The 17,683-nt window shown below is 69.4% G+C and carries 13 protein-coding genes; 12 read left to right on the forward strand and 1 reads right to left on the reverse strand.

Annotated features, from left to right (window positions below; all coding sequences use genetic code 11):
• Nucleotides 1-68 precede the first annotated feature (68 nt).
• On the reverse strand, nucleotides 69-2,873 hold the full coding sequence (locus E4634_RS01675; RefSeq protein ID WP_135440876.1) for an HzsA-related protein: 2,805 nt from the start codon (nucleotides 2,871-2,873) through the stop codon (nucleotides 69-71).
• A 186-nt stretch (nucleotides 2,874-3,059) separates the two neighbouring features.
• On the opposite strand from E4634_RS01675, the gene E4634_RS01680 reads away from it, so the two are divergent.
• Genes E4634_RS01680 through E4634_RS01735 form a run of 12 tightly spaced genes read left to right on the forward strand, consistent with a single transcriptional unit; the run spans nucleotide 3,060 to nucleotide 17,601 of the window.
• Nucleotides 3,060-4,331, forward strand: a complete 1,272-nt coding sequence (locus tag E4634_RS01680; protein WP_135440877.1) for a hypothetical protein — start codon at nucleotides 3,060-3,062, stop codon at nucleotides 4,329-4,331.
• 9 nt (nucleotides 4,332-4,340) lie between these two features.
• The gene (locus E4634_RS01685; protein ID WP_135440878.1) at nucleotides 4,341-6,983 is read left to right on the forward strand and encodes a LamG domain-containing protein; all 2,643 of its coding nucleotides are present in this window, start codon (nucleotides 4,341-4,343) and stop codon (nucleotides 6,981-6,983) included.
• 13 nt (nucleotides 6,984-6,996) lie between these two features.
• Nucleotides 6,997-8,616 (forward strand): SRPBCC family protein, encoded by a 1,620-nt coding sequence (locus tag E4634_RS01690; protein WP_135440879.1) that lies wholly within the window; start codon nucleotides 6,997-6,999, stop codon nucleotides 8,614-8,616.
• The gene (locus tag E4634_RS01695) at nucleotides 8,613-9,164 is read left to right on the forward strand and encodes an AraC family transcriptional regulator (RefSeq protein ID WP_135440880.1); all 552 of its coding nucleotides are present in this window, start codon (nucleotides 8,613-8,615) and stop codon (nucleotides 9,162-9,164) included. The genes E4634_RS01690 and E4634_RS01695 overlap by 4 nt, the downstream gene beginning before the upstream one ends.
• A gap of 20 nt (nucleotides 9,165-9,184) precedes the next feature.
• A complete protein-coding gene (locus tag E4634_RS01700) occupies nucleotides 9,185-11,020 on the forward strand; it encodes an ATP-binding protein (RefSeq protein WP_135440881.1) in 1,836 nt (611 codons plus the stop codon).
• Nucleotides 11,017-13,932: a tetratricopeptide repeat protein gene (locus E4634_RS01705; protein WP_135440882.1), complete on the forward strand. Its 2,916-nt coding sequence runs from the start codon at nucleotides 11,017-11,019 to the stop codon at nucleotides 13,930-13,932. Before E4634_RS01700 ends, E4634_RS01705 begins: the two co-directional genes overlap by 4 nt.
• Nucleotides 13,932-14,543 carry a tetratricopeptide repeat protein gene (locus E4634_RS01710; RefSeq protein WP_135440883.1) on the forward strand — a complete coding sequence of 204 codons (612 nt, stop codon included), beginning with the start codon at nucleotides 13,932-13,934 and terminating at the stop codon, nucleotides 14,541-14,543. The genes E4634_RS01705 and E4634_RS01710 overlap by 1 nt, the downstream gene beginning before the upstream one ends.
• On the forward strand, nucleotides 14,540-14,851 hold the full coding sequence (locus tag E4634_RS01715) for a hypothetical protein (RefSeq protein ID WP_135440884.1): 312 nt from the start codon (nucleotides 14,540-14,542) through the stop codon (nucleotides 14,849-14,851). The genes E4634_RS01710 and E4634_RS01715 overlap by 4 nt, the downstream gene beginning before the upstream one ends.
• Before the next feature lies 1 nt (nucleotide 14,852).
• Nucleotides 14,853-15,518, forward strand: coding sequence for a MotA/TolQ/ExbB proton channel family protein (locus tag E4634_RS01720; RefSeq protein WP_135440885.1), 666 nt, complete (start codon nucleotides 14,853-14,855; stop codon nucleotides 15,516-15,518).
• A gap of 30 nt (nucleotides 15,519-15,548) precedes the next feature.
• A complete protein-coding gene (locus E4634_RS01725) occupies nucleotides 15,549-16,088 on the forward strand; it encodes an ExbD/TolR family protein (RefSeq protein ID WP_135440886.1) in 540 nt (179 codons plus the stop codon).
• Nucleotides 16,085-16,636 (forward strand): ExbD/TolR family protein, encoded by a 552-nt coding sequence (locus E4634_RS01730; RefSeq protein WP_206046763.1) that lies wholly within the window; start codon nucleotides 16,085-16,087, stop codon nucleotides 16,634-16,636. The genes E4634_RS01725 and E4634_RS01730 overlap by 4 nt, the downstream gene beginning before the upstream one ends.
• Before the next feature lie 2 nt (nucleotides 16,637-16,638).
• Nucleotides 16,639-17,601: an AgmX/PglI C-terminal domain-containing protein gene (locus tag E4634_RS01735; RefSeq protein WP_135440887.1), complete on the forward strand. Its 963-nt coding sequence runs from the start codon at nucleotides 16,639-16,641 to the stop codon at nucleotides 17,599-17,601.
• Nucleotides 17,602-17,683: the final 82 nt, after the last annotated feature.

The following is a 17,683-nucleotide window of genomic DNA, read 5'->3' on the forward strand; positions in this document are numbered from 1 at the left end:
AATAGTGATCGAGACAGTGACCGCGACAGCGGCCAGTACAGGAACAGTTGGCAGGCGCGCGCCACGGCTCAGTCCGCCAACCGGCTGTCGAAGGGGTTGTTGAAATACTGCGCGCCGATATCCAACCACTCGGAAACCAGCCGCAGCTCCGCCTCGCTGAGCAGGCCGACGTGATCGATGGTATTGCGCGTGGCCGGCACCGGGTCGCTCTCCTCGATGCAGTTGGCCGGCAGCGGCGGCGCATCCGCCGGGCCGCAGCTGCCGCCCTCGAAACAGGCGAAGAAGCGCTCGCTGCCGTTGGCGCTGCCGGCCTGGGCGGTGGCGGCCACGCCCGGGGTCTGCGTGGTGACCGTAGTGTTGCCCTCGTCGTCGGTCACCGTGCACTCCCACACGCGGTCGGCGAGGGCGCCGTTGGCGTCCAGCCACTGCTCGCCATCGCCGGTGAGAAGTTCGCGGTAGGAGCGGTACTGCAGCGGCTCGGCGTCCGAGGGCAGGGCGTCGAGGTCCAGCTGTCCCGCGGGCACGACGGTGTCTCCGGCGCTGGTATGGCAGCCGGTGCAGGTCTCGATTTCGTTGCCCTCGCCATCCATCACCGGTGCGCGTACGCGGTCCCAGATCGGCTGGATGTGGTCCGGGTAGTTGATCACGATGCGCCCGGGCAGGTTGCTGTCGAAGCCGCGCACGATGATCGGGTACTCCGGCGGGATGTTGGTCCAGGCCGGGTCGTAGGCGCGGTCGTCGATACTCGCCTCGGGGGTGAGGTCCGGGGCGCTCCACAGATCGGTCCAGGCCGGCTCGCTGGCCAGTTCGCGGGCCGGTGCCGCGGGGTTGTCCAGCGGCATGCGCGCGTCCCAGGTGGCGGCCATGCTGTCGCCGGGGGTATCTGCGAACAGGGCGTCGGTGTCGGTGTTGGGGTAGCCGAGGATACCGGTGGGCAGCGCCCGCGCGCCGGGGTTGGCGGGCACCGGTGCGGAATCCTCGCGGCCGTGGGGCAGGCCCTCGCCCTCGTCGTGGCAGCCGGTGCAGTGCAGCACTTCGCCCGGGGCCAGTTGCAGCCAGTAGTCGTGGCGGGCACCGCCGATGCGCCGGCCGCGCACGTCCAGCACCTCGAAGTTGAAGGCGCGCTGGGCGGGGATATTCACCGTCACCGAGCCGTCCGGCTCCACCGGCACGTAGCCGAGAATCTCGCGGAAACCGAAGCCGGTGCTCACGCCGAAGGCGTAGCGGGGTACTTCGTAGACGTCCGGGTCGGGCAGCGGTACCGGCTGCAGGATGCGCAGGAAGCGCGCCGGGCGCTCGCGGAAGGCGGCGCTGCCGGGGCGCGCGTGATTGGCGATGCCCGCCGGGGAGTCGTCGGCGCCATCGCTGTCGTAGAGGCTGTCGATGCGCAACTGGCCCTGGCCGACCACCGCGAGGTCCGCGTTCTCGGCCTCGGCGCGCGGCAGCACCGCGGGGAAGTCGCGGTTCTCCAGCGCCACCGCCTCGCTCACCTGGAAGCCCTCGCGTGCCAGCACCACCGGGCGCTGGGTGTCCGAAGCCGGGTCGTACACCCAGGCGCCGTAGTTGGGCGGCGCGGCTACGGTGTTGTCCGGCTGCAAGGTGCACGGCTGCAGGTCGCCGGCGTCGGGTTCTTCGTCCGGCGCCAGCTCGGCGTCCTCGTCCACCACCCGGCAGGCGCTCCAGGTCACCAGCAGGCGGCCGGTGCCGTCGCGCAGGGGGTACAGGCTGGCGTACTGCCCGCCGGGGGAGAGCAGGCCGTCGCTGCGCACCTCGGTGTCGGTGAGGGATTCCTGGCCGCTGCCGGCGGCGCCCTGGCTCTGCCACAGGGGCTGTTCCAGGTCGGCGAAGCTGGCGGCGTCCACCAGCACGATCTCGCCGCCCAGGCTGGCCGGGCGGTAGCCGCGGGTGAGGGTGGCCAGGCGGCCGTCGTCCAGCTCGCGCGGGTAGGCGTAGGCGATGCGCGCGCCCTCGGTGCCGCCGTTTTCGCTGTGGAAGCCGTACACCGGCATCAGGCCCGCGCCGGAGGGCCGGATGCGGTACAGGCTGATGTGGTCGCCGGTGCTGTTGTTCCAGCGGCTGAACAGGATCTCGCCGTCGGCGGTGACGGTAGGGTCGAGGTCGTGGCTGCGGTTGAAGGAGATCTGCGTGAGCTCCTCGCCGCGGCGCAGCGGGTCATAGATATGCAGCACGGCGGCGGGGTCGTCGCCGTCCTCGTCGAGGGCGGCGAACAGCTGGCTGCGGCCCTCGTCGAGCAGGCGCGCCTGGCTGGCCACCTGGCGGGTGGAACTGAACACGATACGATCGTCGGGCAGGAAATGGGGCGCGATGTCCTGGGCGCCGCCGGCCTCCATGCCCTCGTTGCGCTGGATGCGCGAGGGCATAACGTAGCTGGCCTCGCCGGTTTCCAGGTCGTACCACCACAGGTTCCAGGTGGTGTTCTCGAGGTTGGCGGCCACCGGTTCGGGCACGACGCGGGCGGCGAACAGCAGCACGTCGCCGGCGTAGCTGCTCTCCAGGTCCTTGATATCGATAGCCAGGTTTTCCGCGTCAGTTGCCAGCTCTTCGGCGACGATAGCGGCAATTTGCTCGGTGATGTTGGTCTCGTCCGCAGACGTGGAGGCGCTGTCGCGCAGCCACAGTTCGGCCCCGGGCGTGAAGGCCAGCGGGTCGCGCAGGTCGGTGGCGGTTTCGGGCAGCGGCCGGCGCACGTAGGCGATGGGAATCTCCAGCACCACCGGGTCCTCGCCCTGTTCGTCGGCGACCAGCGTGACACTGCCGCCGCCACCCCCGCCGCCGCAGGCCGTGAGGGTGGCGAGCAGGCATGCCGCCGGCAGCAGCCGGCGCGCGCGCTTGGACACTCGCGTCTCGGACATCCCTCGTTTTCGACCCCTGACCCATGAATTCGGGCTAAAGCTAAGCAAAGGGTTTCGCGCACCGGCAAGCAAAATCCGGAGAAATTGGCATTTATCTGAAATGTCCACATTTCGCCGGTTTTTTCTTGTGGACTGTGAACTGCTCTGCAAAGTTTGTTGCGGGGTGAACCCGTGAAAACGTGAGTAATGACTAATAAATTCAGACAATTGGCAGGGTATTGCGCGATCGTAGCGGTGTTGCTGGTGCCGTCGCTGGCGGCGGCGGACGCGCGCGAGCAGGCGCGCCGCATCCACGACCGCCTCACCGGCGTCCCGCCCACCGACGCGATGCTCGACGCCATGACCACCGCGGTGGCCGGCGGCCGTGCGGAGGAAGCCGCGCTGTACGCCATCGACGGCGCCCCCGGCGTCGCCGCCAACGGCGATTTCTACACCGTGGTGCTGAAAAACTGGGTGACCCCCTGGACCAACGAGGCGCAGGACCGCTTCGCCCCGCTCAACGACTACAGCGCCACGGTGATCGGCATGGTGCGCGATGACGTCGACTTCCGCGAGATTCTCTCGGCGGACACGATCTACGTCGGCCAGGGCGCCGGCCTGCCGGCCTATTCGCGCTCCGACAACGACCACTACGCCGCCCTCGAACGCTCCGGCGCCAACCTCGGCGACCCGGGCGTGCTGGTACCGCGCAGCCAGAGTGCGGTCACCGGCCTGCCGGGGCCGGCGGTGGCCGGCGTGCTCTCCACCCGCGCCGCGGCCCGCGCGTTCTTCGTCGACGGCACCAACCGCGCCATGTTCCGCTTCACCATGCTCAACCACCTGTGCATGGATCTCGAGCAGCTCAAGGACGGCACCCGCCCCGCGGACCGCATCCGCCAGGACGTGTCGCGCAGCCCCGGCGGCGACAGCCGGCTGTTCCTCAACAACTGCGTGGAGTGCCACGCGGGCATGGACCCGATGGCCCAGGCCTACGCCTACTACGATTTCGATTACCCCTCCGAGGAGGCCATGCCCAATCTCGAGGAGGAGGCGCGCATGGACCTCGGGCAGATCGTCTACACCCCGGGGGCGGTGCAGGGCAAATACCTGATCAACGAGAATTCCTTCCCCGCCGGCTACGTCACGCCCAACGATCACTGGACCAACTACTGGCGCCTGGGCGTGAACAGCGCACGCATCGGCTGGCTGGGCGCCGCGGGCAACAGTGGCAGCGAGGACCTCGCCGCCAACCCGGCCTACTCGGAGGGCAACGGCATGGCCTCCCTGGGCCGCGAGCTGGCCAACAGCCGCGCCTTCGGCCAGTGCCAGGTGAAAAAGGCCTTCCAGTCGATCTGCGCGCGCGAGCCGGCGGCTTCCGAGGCGGGCGCGGTGAACCAGATCGTCAACGGCTTCAACAGCGGGCACAACATGAAACAGGTGTTTGCCCAGGTGGCGGCGTACTGCGCCGCGCACCTGTAGGGGGTCGCCATGCTGCGCGCCATTGCCGTCACCAGCCTGAACCTGTTCCTCCTCGCCGCCTGTAGCGCCGGCAGCGGTGGCGGCGGCAGCGAGCGCGAGGTGGACACCAGCAATCCCTCCGAGGGCGGCGAATTCGTCTACTCGGGGCCGCCGCCGGCCTCGGACGAGATCCAGAGTTTCAAGATCAATTTTTACGACCCGCTGGCGGCCAACAACCGCTGCGGCGAGTGCCACACGCCGGGCGGCAGCGGTACCACCGCGTTTGTCGACCAGGGCAACGTCAACGAGGCCTGGCAGGCGGCGCGCACGGTGGTCAACCTGAACGACCCGGCCGCCTCGGCGGTGGTCACGCGGGTGGCCAACGGCCACAACTGCTGGCTCGGCGCCGGCCAGGAAGAGGCCTGCGCCACCACCCTCACCGGTTATGTCGAACGCTGGGCGGCGGACAGCGTGCAGAGCGCCGCGGTAGTGCAGCTCTCGCCGCGGCGGCGGCTGGCCCCGGGCGGCGCCCGGGTGACCCCGGCCACCCTGGACGAGGCCCTGGTGCTGATGCCTAACCTGCAGTCCGGCGGTGAACTGATGGGCCTGCTCGGCGAGTTCTGCGCCGGCTGCCACGCCGAGGACGCGCCGGTGCCGCAGGTGCCGTTCTTCGCCAGCTCCGACGCGACCCTGGCCTACGCCGCGCTGCGCGACAAGATCAACCTGAGCCGCCCGCAGGACTCGCGGGTGGTGCTGCGCCTGTTCCCCGAACTGCACAACTGCTGGAGCGACTGTGAGGCCAACGCCGGCGCCATGCAGGCCGCGGTGCAGCGCTTCGCCGACACCATCGAGCCCACCGAGGTCGACCCGGCGCTGGTCACCAGCATGGCCCAGGTGCTGGAGGCCGACGGCATCGTCGCTACCAGCGGCGGCCGCTACGAGACCGACCTGGTGGCCAAGTGGGAATTCCGCGAGGGCAGCGGTGCCACGGTGGCGGACACCTCCGGTGTGCTGCCGGAGATCCCGCTGGCCCTGTCCGGGGACTACTCGTGGATGGCCAGCTGGGGCATCCGCTTCGTCAACGGCAAGGCGCAGGGCGGCGTCACCGGCAGCGGCAAGCTGTTCGAGCAGATCGGCGGCACCGGTGAGTACAGCCTGGAAGTGTGGGTGGCGCCGGCTAACGTCAGCCAGGAGGAGGCGTGGATCGCCGGCTACTCCGGCGGCGAGCAGAACAGCAACCTGGTGCTGCGCCAGAGCCTGTACAACTACGAGGTGTTCGCGCGCAGTTCGGTCACCGAGCAAAGCAGCGCCGGCGAGCCGGCCCTGGTCACCGACGACGACGCCGAGTTCGCCCAGGCCACGCTGCAGCATGTGGTGGTGAGCTTCGACCCGGTGGAGGGGCGGCGTATCTACGTCAACGGCCAGTTCACCGGCGACGTCGACCCGGCTGGCGGCGGCCTGCTCAACAACTGGAACGAGGCCTTCGCCTTCGTGCTCGGCAACAGCACCGCCGGCAGCAACCCCTGGGCCGGCGCCCTGCGCATGGCGGCGGTGTACAACCGCGCGCTGACCCCGTCGCAGGTGCTGCAGAACTTCGAGGTCGGCGTCGGCCAGAAATACTTCCTGCTGTTCAGCGTCAGCGACCTGGTCAGCGACGGCGCCTGCAGTGGCACGCGCAACGGCGAGGCGGTGGACTACTGCTACGTGGCCTTCGAGGTCAGCCAGTTCGACGACACCAGCTACCTGTTCGACGAGCCCTTCTTCGCCAACCTGAATCCGGACGGCGGCGATGTCGACTTCGACCTGCGCGGCATCCGCGTCGGCGTCAACGGCCGCCTGGCCGCCGTCGGCCAGGCCTTCGTCAACGTCGATACCCGGGTCTCCGGCGGCAACCTCGGCGCGCAGCCGCAGGTGCTGGCCAATATCGGCACCATCCTGCCGCTGGAGTTCGGCGCCGAGCAGGACCAGTTCTTCCTCGCCTTCGACAGCATCGCCGGTACCAGCGGCGCGGCGGACGACGGCGAAGTACAGAGTTTCGCCCCGGTGTTCAGCGGCGCGCCCGCCCCGGACGTGGCCATGCGCACCTTCGACGAGGTGAACGCCACGCTCTCGGCGCTCACCGGCGTGCCCACCGGCAGCAGCGTGGCCAGCCAGGTCACCGGCAAGACCGTGGCCGAGACCTACGCCGCGGTGCGCCGCGCGCTGCCCGGCATCGCCGACTTCAACGCGTTCATGTCATCGCACCAGATGGCCGCCACCCAGCTGGCGGCGGCCTACTGCGACGCACTGGTGCAGAGCCCCAGCCTGCGCTCTGCCGTGTTCCCGGCCGGCTTCAACTTCAACGCGCCGGTGGCGGACCCGGGCATCGACTGGCGCAACCAGGTGGCCGCGCCGCTGGTCGACCGCGCCGCCAATACCGGCCTGCTGGATGCTGCTGATCGCGCTCGTATCCTCGATGAGGTCGAGTTGCTGATTACCGACGACCGCGATCTCGCGCCCTACGTGCTGCTTAACGGCGAGTGGGTGAGCGATCCCAATCCCGCCGCGCACAACAAGCGCGACGGCCTGATCTACTGTGAAAACAACGCACCGTGCCCCGCCTCGCGCACCGCCGACGTGGTCAAGGCGGCGTGTACCGCGGTGTACGGCAGCGCCCTGGCGCTGATCAAGTGAGGGGAATGTCCTGATGGCACGCCGCTATCGATTCTTCCGGCCGGGCGAGGCGCTGCGCCACCCGGACCACCACCGCCCGCTGACCCGCCGTGACCTGCTCGGCCAGGGTTTTCGCATGGGCGGCGCCACCATGCTGGGGACGTCCCTGGCCAGCCTGCTCGGCACCCGCGCCCTGGCGCTGTCGCCGGACCTGCTGGACCCCGCCGTCACCCCGTTCAGCAGCTGTGAGCTGGGTTCGGTGGCCGGGCGCAAGCTGCCGTTCATCTGCTTCGACCTGGCCGGTGGTGCCAACATCGCCGGCTCCAACGTACTGGTCGGCGGCCCCGGCGGGCAGCAGGACGCGCTGTCCACCGCGGGCTACGCGCGCCTCGGCCTGCCGCCGGACATCCTGCCCTTCAACAACAACCCCGGCTCGCTCAGCGGCATGTTCACCGACGACTCCCTGGGCCTGCTGTTCCACTCCGAGAGCGCGCTGTTGCGCGGCATCCTGAGCAAGGCCACCGGCACCCGCGGCTTCGTCAACGGCGCGGTGATTCCCGGGCGCTCGGAGAACGACACCGGCAACAACCCGCACAACCCGATGTACGGCATCTACCGCGCCGGCGTGCGCGGCCAGGTGCTGCAGTTGATCGGCTCGGAGAATTCCGAGTCCGGCGGCAACTCGCTGGCCCCGGCGATGATGATCGACCCGGAGTTGCGCCCGACCAAGATCGACCGTCCCTCGGACGCCAGCGGCCTGGTCGACGTCGGCGACCTCAACCTGCTGCTGGACAACCCCGAGGACATCGTCGCGGTGATGGAGACCATGAAGCGCATCACCGACCAGAAACTGCGCCTGGTGAACACGCGGGTGAACAATCCCACCGGCGAGGACCAGCGGCTGAAGGAGCGCCTGAGCTGCGAGTACCTGCGCAGCGCCGACACCCTGGAAAAGTTCGCCAGCCCCGACGCCCTGGACCCGCGCCGCGACGCCAATATCGTCGGCCCCGCGGGCATCTTCAGCCAGGCCGAGTTCGACGGTGACGGCGAGTTCCAGAAGGCCGCGTCGGTATTGAAACTGGTGATCGATGGCATCGCCGGCGCCGGCACCATCGAGATGGGCGGCTACGACTACCACACCGGCGACCGCCGCACCGGCGAGGCGCGCGACTTCCGCGCCGGCCAGTGCATCGGCGCCTGCCTGGAATACGCGCGGCGCACCGCCACGCCGCTGATGATCTACGTGTTCTCGGATGGCTCGGTGTCCAGCGACGGCAGCACGGAAGTGGTCAATGGCGTGGAGAAGGGCGTGTGGAGCGGCGACAACTCCTCCACCGCGGCCTCGTTCTTCCTGGTCTACGACCCGGCCGGCGCGCCCATGCTCATGGATACCCGCGGCGACCCGCTGCTGCACCAGCAGATCGGCTGGATGCGTCCGGACGCCTCGGTGGAAACCACCTCCACGCCGGCGGCGGCCAACGTCAACCTCAACGTGGAGCTGGTGATCCTTAACTACATGGCCCTGCACGGCCAGCAGAACCTGTTCGCCGAGGCGGGCTTCTTCCCCGGCCAGGGGCTGGGTACGCCGGCGGCGCGCGACGGCCTGATCGCCTTCCAGCCCCTGCAGAGCGTCAGCGGCGGGGTGCTGGTATGAAGGTTTGGGTAGCGAAAGTTTTCGCGGTACTGGCCTGGGCCGGCCTGCTTGTGCTGGCAGTCCCGGCGCCGCAGGCGCTGGCCCAGGACGCCGCTGACAGCGCGCAGGGCAGTCTCGCGGACCAGATCCAGGACATCAAGCAGCAGACCCTGCAGCTGAACCGCGACCTGTTCATCCTCGAGGAAGAGCTGCTGTACCCGACCAACACGCAGATGGCGGTTTACCTGTCGGTGGATATCGGCACCTTCTTCGCCCTCGACGCGGTGAAGCTGAGTATCGATGGCACAGTGGTCGCCAACTACCTGTACACCGAGCGCCAGGTGGACGCGCTGCAGCGCGGCGGCATCCACCGCCTGTACCTGGGCAATGTGAAGAACGGGCCCCACGAGGTGGTAGCGGTGTTTACCGGCAAAGGGCCCCAGGACCGCGACTACCGCCGCGCCACCTCGCTGGTGGTGGAGAAGACTGCGGGCGCCAAGAACCTGGAACTGCAGATCAGCGATTCCGAGGCGCGCCAGCAGCCGGAGTTCATGGTCAGGGAGTGGTGAGGGTGCGCGCGGCGCAACACATGACGGGTGCGGTCTGCCGGCGGGTGCTGGCAGCCCTGTGCCTGTCGTGGGCGCCGCTGGCCGTCGCCCAGCCGGCGGAAGATGCCGCGCCGCGTATCGACCTGCGCTACGGCGTGACCCTCTATCACTACTACCAGCAGCAGTACTTCGACGCGCTTACCGAGCTCTCCGCGGCGCAGGCTATGGACCTGCTGCCGGTGAACGCCGGCGCGGCGGAACTGCTGCGCGGCGGCATCAGCCTGTCCTACGGCATGGACCGCGAGGCCCGGCGCATTTTTGAAACCCTGCTCGACACCACCGACCAGAATGTCGATCGCGACCGCGTGTGGTTCTACCTCGGCAAGCTGGCCTGGCGCCGCGGCGACGGGCTCGCCAGCGCCTCGGCCCTGGCGCGCATGCAGCCGGGCTACACCGGTATCGTCGCCGACGAGGCCAATTACCTGCGCGCGGTGCAGGCGCTGCAGCGCGGCGATGCCGCCGGCGCCGACGCCGCACTGGCGGCGCTGACCGACGACTGCCCGTTCCGCCCCTACTACTTCTACAACCAGGGCGTGGCGCTGGCCGGCGCCGGCGAGTTGCAGGCCGCTGCCGAGGCGTTCCGCCAGGTGCGGGAGATCGGCTGTGACGACCTGGAAGGCCGCGCCCTGCGCGACCGCGCCCTGGTCGCCGCGGGCTTTGCGGACCTCGCCCAGGGCGAGCCGCAGCAGGCGCGGCTGGACTTCCTCGACGTGCGCCTGGAGGGCCCGGAATCCGACCGCGCCCTGCTCGGCTACGGCTGGGCCCTGGCCGGGCGCGAGCTCTACCGGGACGCGCTGCTGCCCTGGGAGACCCTGGCCGCGCGCAACCTGGTCTCGGCCAGCGCCCGCGAGGGCCTGATCGCGATTCCCTATGCCTACGAAAAACTCGGCATGCCGGCCACCGCGCTGACCCACTACCGCGATGCGGCGCAGCGCTACGCCCAGGAGCGCGCCGGGGTGGTGGCCGCCATCGAAGCCCTGCGCGAGGGCGACCTGGCCCTGCTGTTCGGCCTGGAAAACGCGGCGGATCACGCCTGGCTGGGCGGCGACGAATCCCTGCCCGAGGGCGAGCACGCGGTGTACCTGACGCAGTTGATCAGCAGCGACAGCGTGCAACTGGCGCTGCAGGAACTGCGCGACCTGTACGAAATGCAGCGGCGACTGGCGCTCTCCGCCGAGCGCCTGGCGGTGTTGCGCCAGGTGGACGACGAACAGCGCGAGGCCTGGCGCGAGACGCTCGAAGGCGGCCGCGCGGAACAACTGGCACAGCAGCGCGAGCGGCTGGCCGCTGCAGCCGGGCAGTTGCGCAACCAACTGCAACAGGCCGAAGCCGCCAACGACGGCCGGGTGCTGGCGGACGCCGAGCAGGTGGACCGCTGGCAGCGCCTGGAGCGCGCCGAGCGCCGCGCCCGCGCTATCGGCGACGCCGATGCCCAGGCGCGCCTGCGCCTGCTGCGCGGCCAACTGCAGTGGCGTGACAGCGAGGCATTCCCCGGCCGGCTGTACACGCTGCAGCGCGAGATGGGCGAACTGCAGGGCCTGGTGCAGCAGTCCGAACAGGCGCTGGAGGCCGTGCGCGTGGCGGCGGCGAGCCACAACTACGCCACCTTCGATACCCGTATCACCGACCTCGACGCGCGCGTCGGCGCGCAGCGCGAGGTGCTCGATGGCGCCCTGGCCCTGGCCGAGGACCAGCTGCGCGGTGCTGCACTGGCGGAACTGGAAAGCCAGCGGCAGTTCCTCGCCCTGGGCGAAGGGCGCGCGCGTCTCGCCGTGGCGCGGCTGTACGACCGCGCCAGCCCGGACGTGCCGCGATGAGTGCTCCGGTGATGCACGCCCTCGCCGGGCGCCGCCCGTGTGCCGATGCGCGTGGGGCTGAGGCCGAGGTTTTCAAACTGCGCGGCAACAGTCGCGTCGCCCTGCAGCGCCTGGCCCTGGCCGCCGCCCTGTGCAGCCTCGGCGGCTGCAGCTGGGTATGGGATTTCAACCTGCCCGGCAGCGGACCGCCGCCGGAGCCGACCCTGGCGGACCTCAAGCCCGCGGAGGAGACCGAGGGCCCCATCCTGCCCTACGAGCCGGGCGAGGAGGAGCAGGTGCCGGAGGTGGACCTGGCCCAGCTCGAGCAGTATTACCGCGAGGTGCTGGTGGTGGCGGAGGACCCGGAGCTGCGCTTTGAGGTGCGCCGGCGCCTCGCCGATTTGCAGATGATGGCCAACGAGGCGCAGGGCGCCGAGGAACCCGGCGCGGTGTCCTACGCGGGGGTGATCGAAAGCTACGAGTCCCTGCTGCGCGAATACCCGGAGGCGGCCGGCAGCGACCAGCTGGTCTACCAGATGGCGCGGGCCTACGACATGGAGGGCCGCGGCGACCGCGCCGTCGCCCTGATGGAACAGCTGAGCGAGGAGTACCCGGAGTCCGAGCACCTGGCCGAGGCCGAGTTCCGCAAGGGCGAGGCCTACTTCGCGGCGGGCAACTACCTGCAGGCGGAACTCGCCTACAACCGCGTGGTGCAGACCTACGACGACAACGACTATTACGCCAACGGCCTGTACATGCTCGGCTGGTCGCGCTTCAAACAGGACGCCTGGCCGGAGTCCGCCGCGGCGTTCGTCGCCACCCTGGACGAGCTGATGCCCGCCGACAACCGGCTGGAGAGCATGGCGCGCGGCGACCGCGAGATGGCCGCCGACTGCCTGCGCGCGCTGGCGGTGATGTACAGCTACCAGGGCGGGGGCGACGCTATCGCCGCCGGCTTCCGGCAGATGGGCGAGCGCCCCTACCAGCACCTGGTCTACCTGGCCCTGGGCGAGCTCTACCTGGAGCAGGAGCGCTACCAGGACAGCGCCAGCACCTTCGCCGGGTTTATCGCCGAGCACCCGGAATCGCCGGTGGCCCACGAATTCCAGTGGCAGGCGATCCGCGTCTACGAGGCGGGCGGCTTCCCGGAAAAAGTGATCGAGGCGAAGGCGGACTACGTCGCCAGCTACAGCGTACTCGGCCCCTACTGGGCGGCGGCGGACGACACCCAGCGGGACATCATGCGCCCCCGCCTGCAGGAGTACGTAGACCAGTTGGCGCGCTACCACCACGAACTGGCGCAGGCCGGCGAGCTGCCGGCGGCGCGCGATGACTACTTCGCCGCGGCCGACTACTACGGCCTGTACGTGGATAGCTTCCCGGAGGACGAGACCGTCCCGGAAAAAATGTTCCTGATGGCCGAGGCGCGCGAGGCCGGCGGCGACCTGCGCCAGGCGATCGCCGACTACCAGCGCATGGCCTACCGCTTCACCAACCACGGCCAGGCACCGGAGGCGGCCTACGCGGCGCTGCTCGCCTACGACCGCCTGGACGACCTTAGCGCCGAGGAACAGGCCGAGCAGGTCGACAGCCAGCTGCGCTTCGCCTACACCTTCGCCTGGGACGAGCGCGCCCCGGTGGTGCTCGGGCGCGCCGCGGCCAGCCTGCTGGCGGCCCAGGACTACCCGCGCGCGGTGGACGCCGCCACCGACCTCACCCAGTGGCAGCCCTATCCCGGTGACGAACTGGTGATCGGCGCCTGGCGCGTGCTCGGCCACGGCCAGTTCGAGAGCGCCAACTACGCCCAGGCGGAACACGCTTACGGCCAGTTGCTGGCGCGCCTGCCGGCGGGCGATGCGCGCCGCGCCGACGCCCAGGAACAGCTCGCCGCGAGTATCTACCGCCAGGGCGAGGCGGCCTCCGCCAGCGGCGACCCGCTGCTCGCCGCCGGCCACTACGCGCGGGTCATCGAGCTGGCACCCACTGCAGAGATCCGCCGCAACGCCCAGTACGACGCCGCCACCAGCTACCGCGCGGCGGGCGAGCTGGACAGCGCCAATGCGCTGTTAGTGGACTTCCGCCAGCGCTTCCCGGACAACGCCCTGAGCGCCGGCATCGGCGCCATCCTGGTGGAGAACTACGAGGCGCAGTCCGACTGGCAGTCCGCCGCCCGGGAGCTGGACCGCATCCACGCGGATGCCGCCGACCCCGAGGTGCAGCGCGAGTCCCTCTACCTCGCCGCCGACTACTACCTGCGCGCCGGCGACGAAGCGCGCGCTATCGAGCGCCTGCGCAGCTACGCCCACGGCTGGCCGCAGCCGCTGGCGCCGCGCATGGAGGCGATGCTCACGCTGGCCGACCTGTACGGCACATCGGGCGAAACCGACAAGCGCCAGTACTGGCTGAACGCCATGGCCGATGCCCACGATAGCGCCGGTGCACAGGCCACCGACCGCAGCCGCTACCTCGCCGCCAGCGCCGTCTCCGAGCTGGCCGACGACGCCTACGCCGGGTACACCGCCATCGCCCTGGTCCAGCCCCTTGAGCAGAGCCTGCGGCGCAAACGCGACGCCCTGCGCGAGACCGTCGATGCCTACGAGCGGGTCAACGACTACGGCCTGCAGGAGTTCGGCACGCGCGCCACCTTCCGCCTGGGCGAGGTCTACCGCGAGCTGTCCAGCGGTTTGATGGACTCGGAGCGGCCCGCGCAGCTGGATGCCCTGGCGCTGGAACAGTACGAACTGCTGCTGGAAGAACAGGCATTTCCCTTCGAGGAGAAGGCCGTGGCCATCCACGCCGCCAACGCCGAGCGCGCCTGGGACGGCCTGTACGACGAGTGGATCGAGGGCAGCTTCGCCGTGCTCGGCGAGTTGCAGCCGGCGCGCTGGGGCAAACGTGAGTCGCGCGTGGAATACAGCCGGGGGATTCGCTGATGCGCGCGCCGCTGGCTGTGACTGTTTTGCTGCTCGCCGCGCTGGTGCTGCCCGGCTGCAACAGCTCGCCGGTGCGCGGCTTGCGCGAACTGGTGGCGCCGATCGACCCGGCCACCGAGCCGGTGCCCGCCGCCGCCCAGGCGCGTTTCGACCAGGGCCTGGCGGCGATGCAGGCCGGCCGCTGGAGCGATGCGCTGTCGCTGATGGCGGACCTGTGGCAGGACTACCCCTGGCTCTCCGGCCCGCCGCTGGATGCGGCGCTCAGCTGCCTGCAACTGCAGCGGCCGGAGGAGGCCGAACGCTGGTTCGGGCGGGCACTGGAGATCAACCCTGGGAACCTGGATGCGCGCAACGCCTACGCGATTTTTCTGCGCGAGCAGGGCCGTTTCGGCGAGGCTGAGGCGCAGTACCTGGAGGCGCTGGCCACAGACGACGCCGACGCCACCACCCACTACAACCTGGGCATCCTCTACGACCTCTACCTGGGCCGCAAACCGCAGGCGCTGGCGCACTACTCGCGCTACCAGGAACTGTCCGGCGGCGACGACCGGCAGATGGCCGGCTGGATCGCGGACCTGCGCCGGCAACTGGATGCGGGGGGGCGCTCGTGAAGAAACTGGTTTACATCGTGGTGCTTGCGCTGGCGCCGCTGGCCGCCGCCCAGGAGCCCACCGTGGAACTGGAATCGCGGGTCATCGGCAACCGCGAGCTGCCGCGGGTGATGTACATCGTACCCTGGCGCCAGGCGCCGGACGTGGACCTGGGCTGGGAGCCCGAGCAGGTCATCGCCGGGGAACTGTTCCAGCCGCTGCGCCGCGACGAGTACCGGCGCCAGCTGCACTACCGGGAAAAACTGGCCGAACCCGGCGACGACGGGTCCGGCGCATCATCGACTTCGACTGACTCACAGAGGAACTGACATGGACAGCTTTGACATAGTGGTCCGCTTTTTCCAGAACGGCGGGCCGTTCATGTACCCCATCGCGCTGGTGCTGGTGATCGGCCTGGCCATCGCCCTGGAGCGCTGGCTGGTGCTGGGGGTCGCGCGTCACCGCAACCGCCGCGCGTTCGATGTCGCCATGGGCCAGCTGCGCAACAAGCAGTACAAGGCGGTGGTGGATACCGGCGCCGAGTCCAGCGTACCGATTGCGCGTATCGTCGCCGCGGGTATCGCGCGCTACGTCAGCAGCCGGCGCCGCGAGGACATCGAATCGGCGATGGAGGAAGGCGTGATGGAAGCCCTGCCGCGGCTGGAAAAACGTACCCAGTACCTGGCGACGCTGGCCAACGTGGCCACCCTGCTCGGCCTGCTCGGCACCATCATCGGCCTGATCGCCGCGTTCACCGCGGTGGCCAGCGCCGAGGCCACGGAGAAGGCGAGCATGCTCTCCACCTCGATCTCGGTGGCGATGAACACCACGGCGTTCGGCCTGATCTCGGCGATCCCGCTGCTGTTGCTGCACGCGGTGCTGCAGACGCGCACCTCGGAGATTGTCGACAGCTTCGAGATGGCCAGCGTGAAAGTGGTCAATGCCCTGGCCGACGCTGGCGCGCTGCCCGCGCGCACGCGCGAGTCCGACGCGTAATCCGCGCGCAATATTACCGGGAGTGCGCGCATGAGACGCCATCGCCGACCACCCGTCGAACAGGCGGAACTGGATATCACCGCGTTCATGAACCTGATGATCGTGCTGGTGCCCATCCTGCTGCTGGGCATGGTGTTCGCGCGCATCACCGTGGTCGACGTGTTCCTGCCCGAGGGCGCCAGCGGCGAGTCCGACGAGCGCCTGGAACGGCTGGAACTGGTGATCCGCGACAGCGGCATGCGCGTGGACTACCCCAGCGGCATCCTGCTCAAGAAAATTCCGCTGACGGAGGAGGGTGAACAGGACTTCGCCCTGCTCTCGCTGGTGCTGCAGGAGGTGAAGCGCCAGCTCACCGAGAAGGGTATCGAGAAGCGCGAGATTACCCTGTTGCCGGAACCGGATACCGATTACCAGACTATCGTGCGCGCCATGGATACCGTGCGCACCTTCAAGGCGGTGGTCGCCGCGTCTGTTGTGGATGCCGCGCTGTTCCCGGAGATCGCCTTTGGCAGCGCACCGGTGATAGAACCTGCGCCAGAGGAAGGCGGCGTGATGGAGGAAGCGCAATGAGTTCCCTGCGGGCGCGACGTATCGCGCGCAACCACCGGCGCAACCGGCCGGCGCGACTCAACCTGGTTGCGCTGATGGACATCTTCACCATTCTCGTGCTGTTCCTGATGGTCAATAACGGCGATGTCGAGGTCCTGCAGGCGGACAGCAATATCACCCTGCCGGAGTCGATCTCCGAGCAGCGCCCGGAGCGTAATGTCACCATCAAGGTCACCCGCGAACACCTGCTGGTACAGGGCGTGGCGGTGAGTACATTGAACGACGCCCTGGGCGGCGAGGAGCCGTTGATTGCCGCGCTGCAGGCGGAATTGCGCCACCAGGCGGAGCTGGCCGGTCCGCTGGACGAGGAGGCGGAAAAGACCGGCCGCCCGGTGATCATCATGGGCGACGAGACCACGCCTTACAGCCTGCTGCAGCGCATCATGAGCACCTGTGCGGCGGAGGACTTCCGCGATATCTCGCTGGCGGTGAACAGCGTGCCGGCACCGGCGCTGGCGCCCGCCGCGGCTCCGCGCCTGGACCCGCTGGCCAGCGGGCAGGAGGGTTGAGCATGGGTGCCGCGCTGTCGCCTGTCGAACTGGTCCTGCCCTGGGAGTCCGGGGAGGGCGAGGACCGCCGCTTCGGCATGATCCTCGCCGCCATGCTGGCGCTGTTCCTGGTGGTGGCGGTGGCGGTGCCGCTGATCGAGGTGCCGGACCTGGCGCTGGAGGAACCGGACGCCGAGCCCGAGGTGCTGGCGCGGGTGTTGATCGAGGAAAAGGAACTGCCCAAGCCGGAGCCGGTGGAGCCCAAACCGAAGGAAAAACCCAAGCCCAAACCTAAGCCGAAGGACCTGCCGCCGGTGCCGGCCCAGGCGGTGCAGGTGGAGCCCATCGACCTGCAGCAGCAGGCGCGCGACGACGCCCTGGCCGCCGGGGTGCTGGCGTTCAAGGACGACCTGATGGACATGCGTGACACACTGGACGTGGACGACCTCGACCGCGCCCAGACCAGCCGCGGCGAGACCGCGGCGGCGCAGGTGGAGCGCTCGGTGATCACCGCCAATACCGCGGGTAGCGGCGGCATTACCACCGCCGACCTCAGCCGCGACGCCGGCGGCCCGGCGCTCTCCGGCCGCGAGGCGACCAAAGTGCACAGCAACATCGCCGACGACGCCAGTGCCAACGCCAATGCCGCGGGCAGTGCGAACAGTCGCGGCAAGGGCCAGTCCGCCAGCCTCGGCGGGCGCAGCGACGCCGCCATCCGCCAGGTCATGGATCGCAACAAGGGCGCGATCTTCGCCGTCTACAACCGCGCCCTGCGCGAGGACCCGCTGCTGCAGGGCAAACTGGTGTTCGAGATGGTGATCGAACCGGACGGCCGCATCTCCAGCCTGACCCTGGTCTCCAGCGAACTGCAGGACGCGGACCTCACCCAGAAGATCCTCACCCGCATCCGCATGATCAACTTCGGCACCCAGAACGTCCGCGCCACCCGCGTCAACTACGCCTTCGACTTTCTGCCCTACGGCTAAGCCCAAAAAGTGGGTCCAGATACGACTTAAATTGATTCCTAGAGAGGCATCAAAAAAAGGCGTATCTGCCCCCACTTTTTTT

Origin of the sequence: Mangrovimicrobium sediminis, from assembly GCF_004745945.1 — a bacterium.
Lineage (GTDB): Bacteria > Pseudomonadota > Gammaproteobacteria > Pseudomonadales > Halieaceae > Mangrovimicrobium > Mangrovimicrobium sediminis.

What these genes read in the sequence shown, in the direction of transcription:
- E4634_RS01675 (WP_135440876.1), bottom strand. Translation starts at nt 2,873, where the DNA reads ATGTCCGAGACGCGAGTGTCCAAGCGCGCGCGCCGGCTGCTGCCGGCG.
- E4634_RS01680 (WP_135440877.1), top strand. Translation starts at nt 3,060, where the DNA reads ATGACTAATAAATTCAGACAATTGGCAGGGTATTGCGCGATCGTAGCG.
- E4634_RS01685 (WP_135440878.1), top strand. Translation starts at nt 4,341, where the DNA reads ATGCTGCGCGCCATTGCCGTCACCAGCCTGAACCTGTTCCTCCTCGCC.
- E4634_RS01690 (WP_135440879.1), top strand. Translation starts at nt 6,997, where the DNA reads ATGGCACGCCGCTATCGATTCTTCCGGCCGGGCGAGGCGCTGCGCCAC.
- E4634_RS01695 (WP_135440880.1), top strand. Translation starts at nt 8,613, where the DNA reads ATGAAGGTTTGGGTAGCGAAAGTTTTCGCGGTACTGGCCTGGGCCGGC.
- E4634_RS01700 (WP_135440881.1), top strand. Translation starts at nt 9,185, where the DNA reads ATGACGGGTGCGGTCTGCCGGCGGGTGCTGGCAGCCCTGTGCCTGTCG.
- E4634_RS01705 (WP_135440882.1), top strand. Translation starts at nt 11,017, where the DNA reads ATGAGTGCTCCGGTGATGCACGCCCTCGCCGGGCGCCGCCCGTGTGCC.
- E4634_RS01710 (WP_135440883.1), top strand. Translation starts at nt 13,932, where the DNA reads ATGCGCGCGCCGCTGGCTGTGACTGTTTTGCTGCTCGCCGCGCTGGTG.
- E4634_RS01720 (WP_135440885.1), top strand. Translation starts at nt 14,853, where the DNA reads ATGGACAGCTTTGACATAGTGGTCCGCTTTTTCCAGAACGGCGGGCCG.
- E4634_RS01725 (WP_135440886.1), top strand. Translation starts at nt 15,549, where the DNA reads ATGAGACGCCATCGCCGACCACCCGTCGAACAGGCGGAACTGGATATC.
- E4634_RS01730 (WP_206046763.1), top strand. Translation starts at nt 16,085, where the DNA reads ATGAGTTCCCTGCGGGCGCGACGTATCGCGCGCAACCACCGGCGCAAC.
- E4634_RS01735 (WP_135440887.1), top strand. Translation starts at nt 16,639, where the DNA reads ATGGGTGCCGCGCTGTCGCCTGTCGAACTGGTCCTGCCCTGGGAGTCC.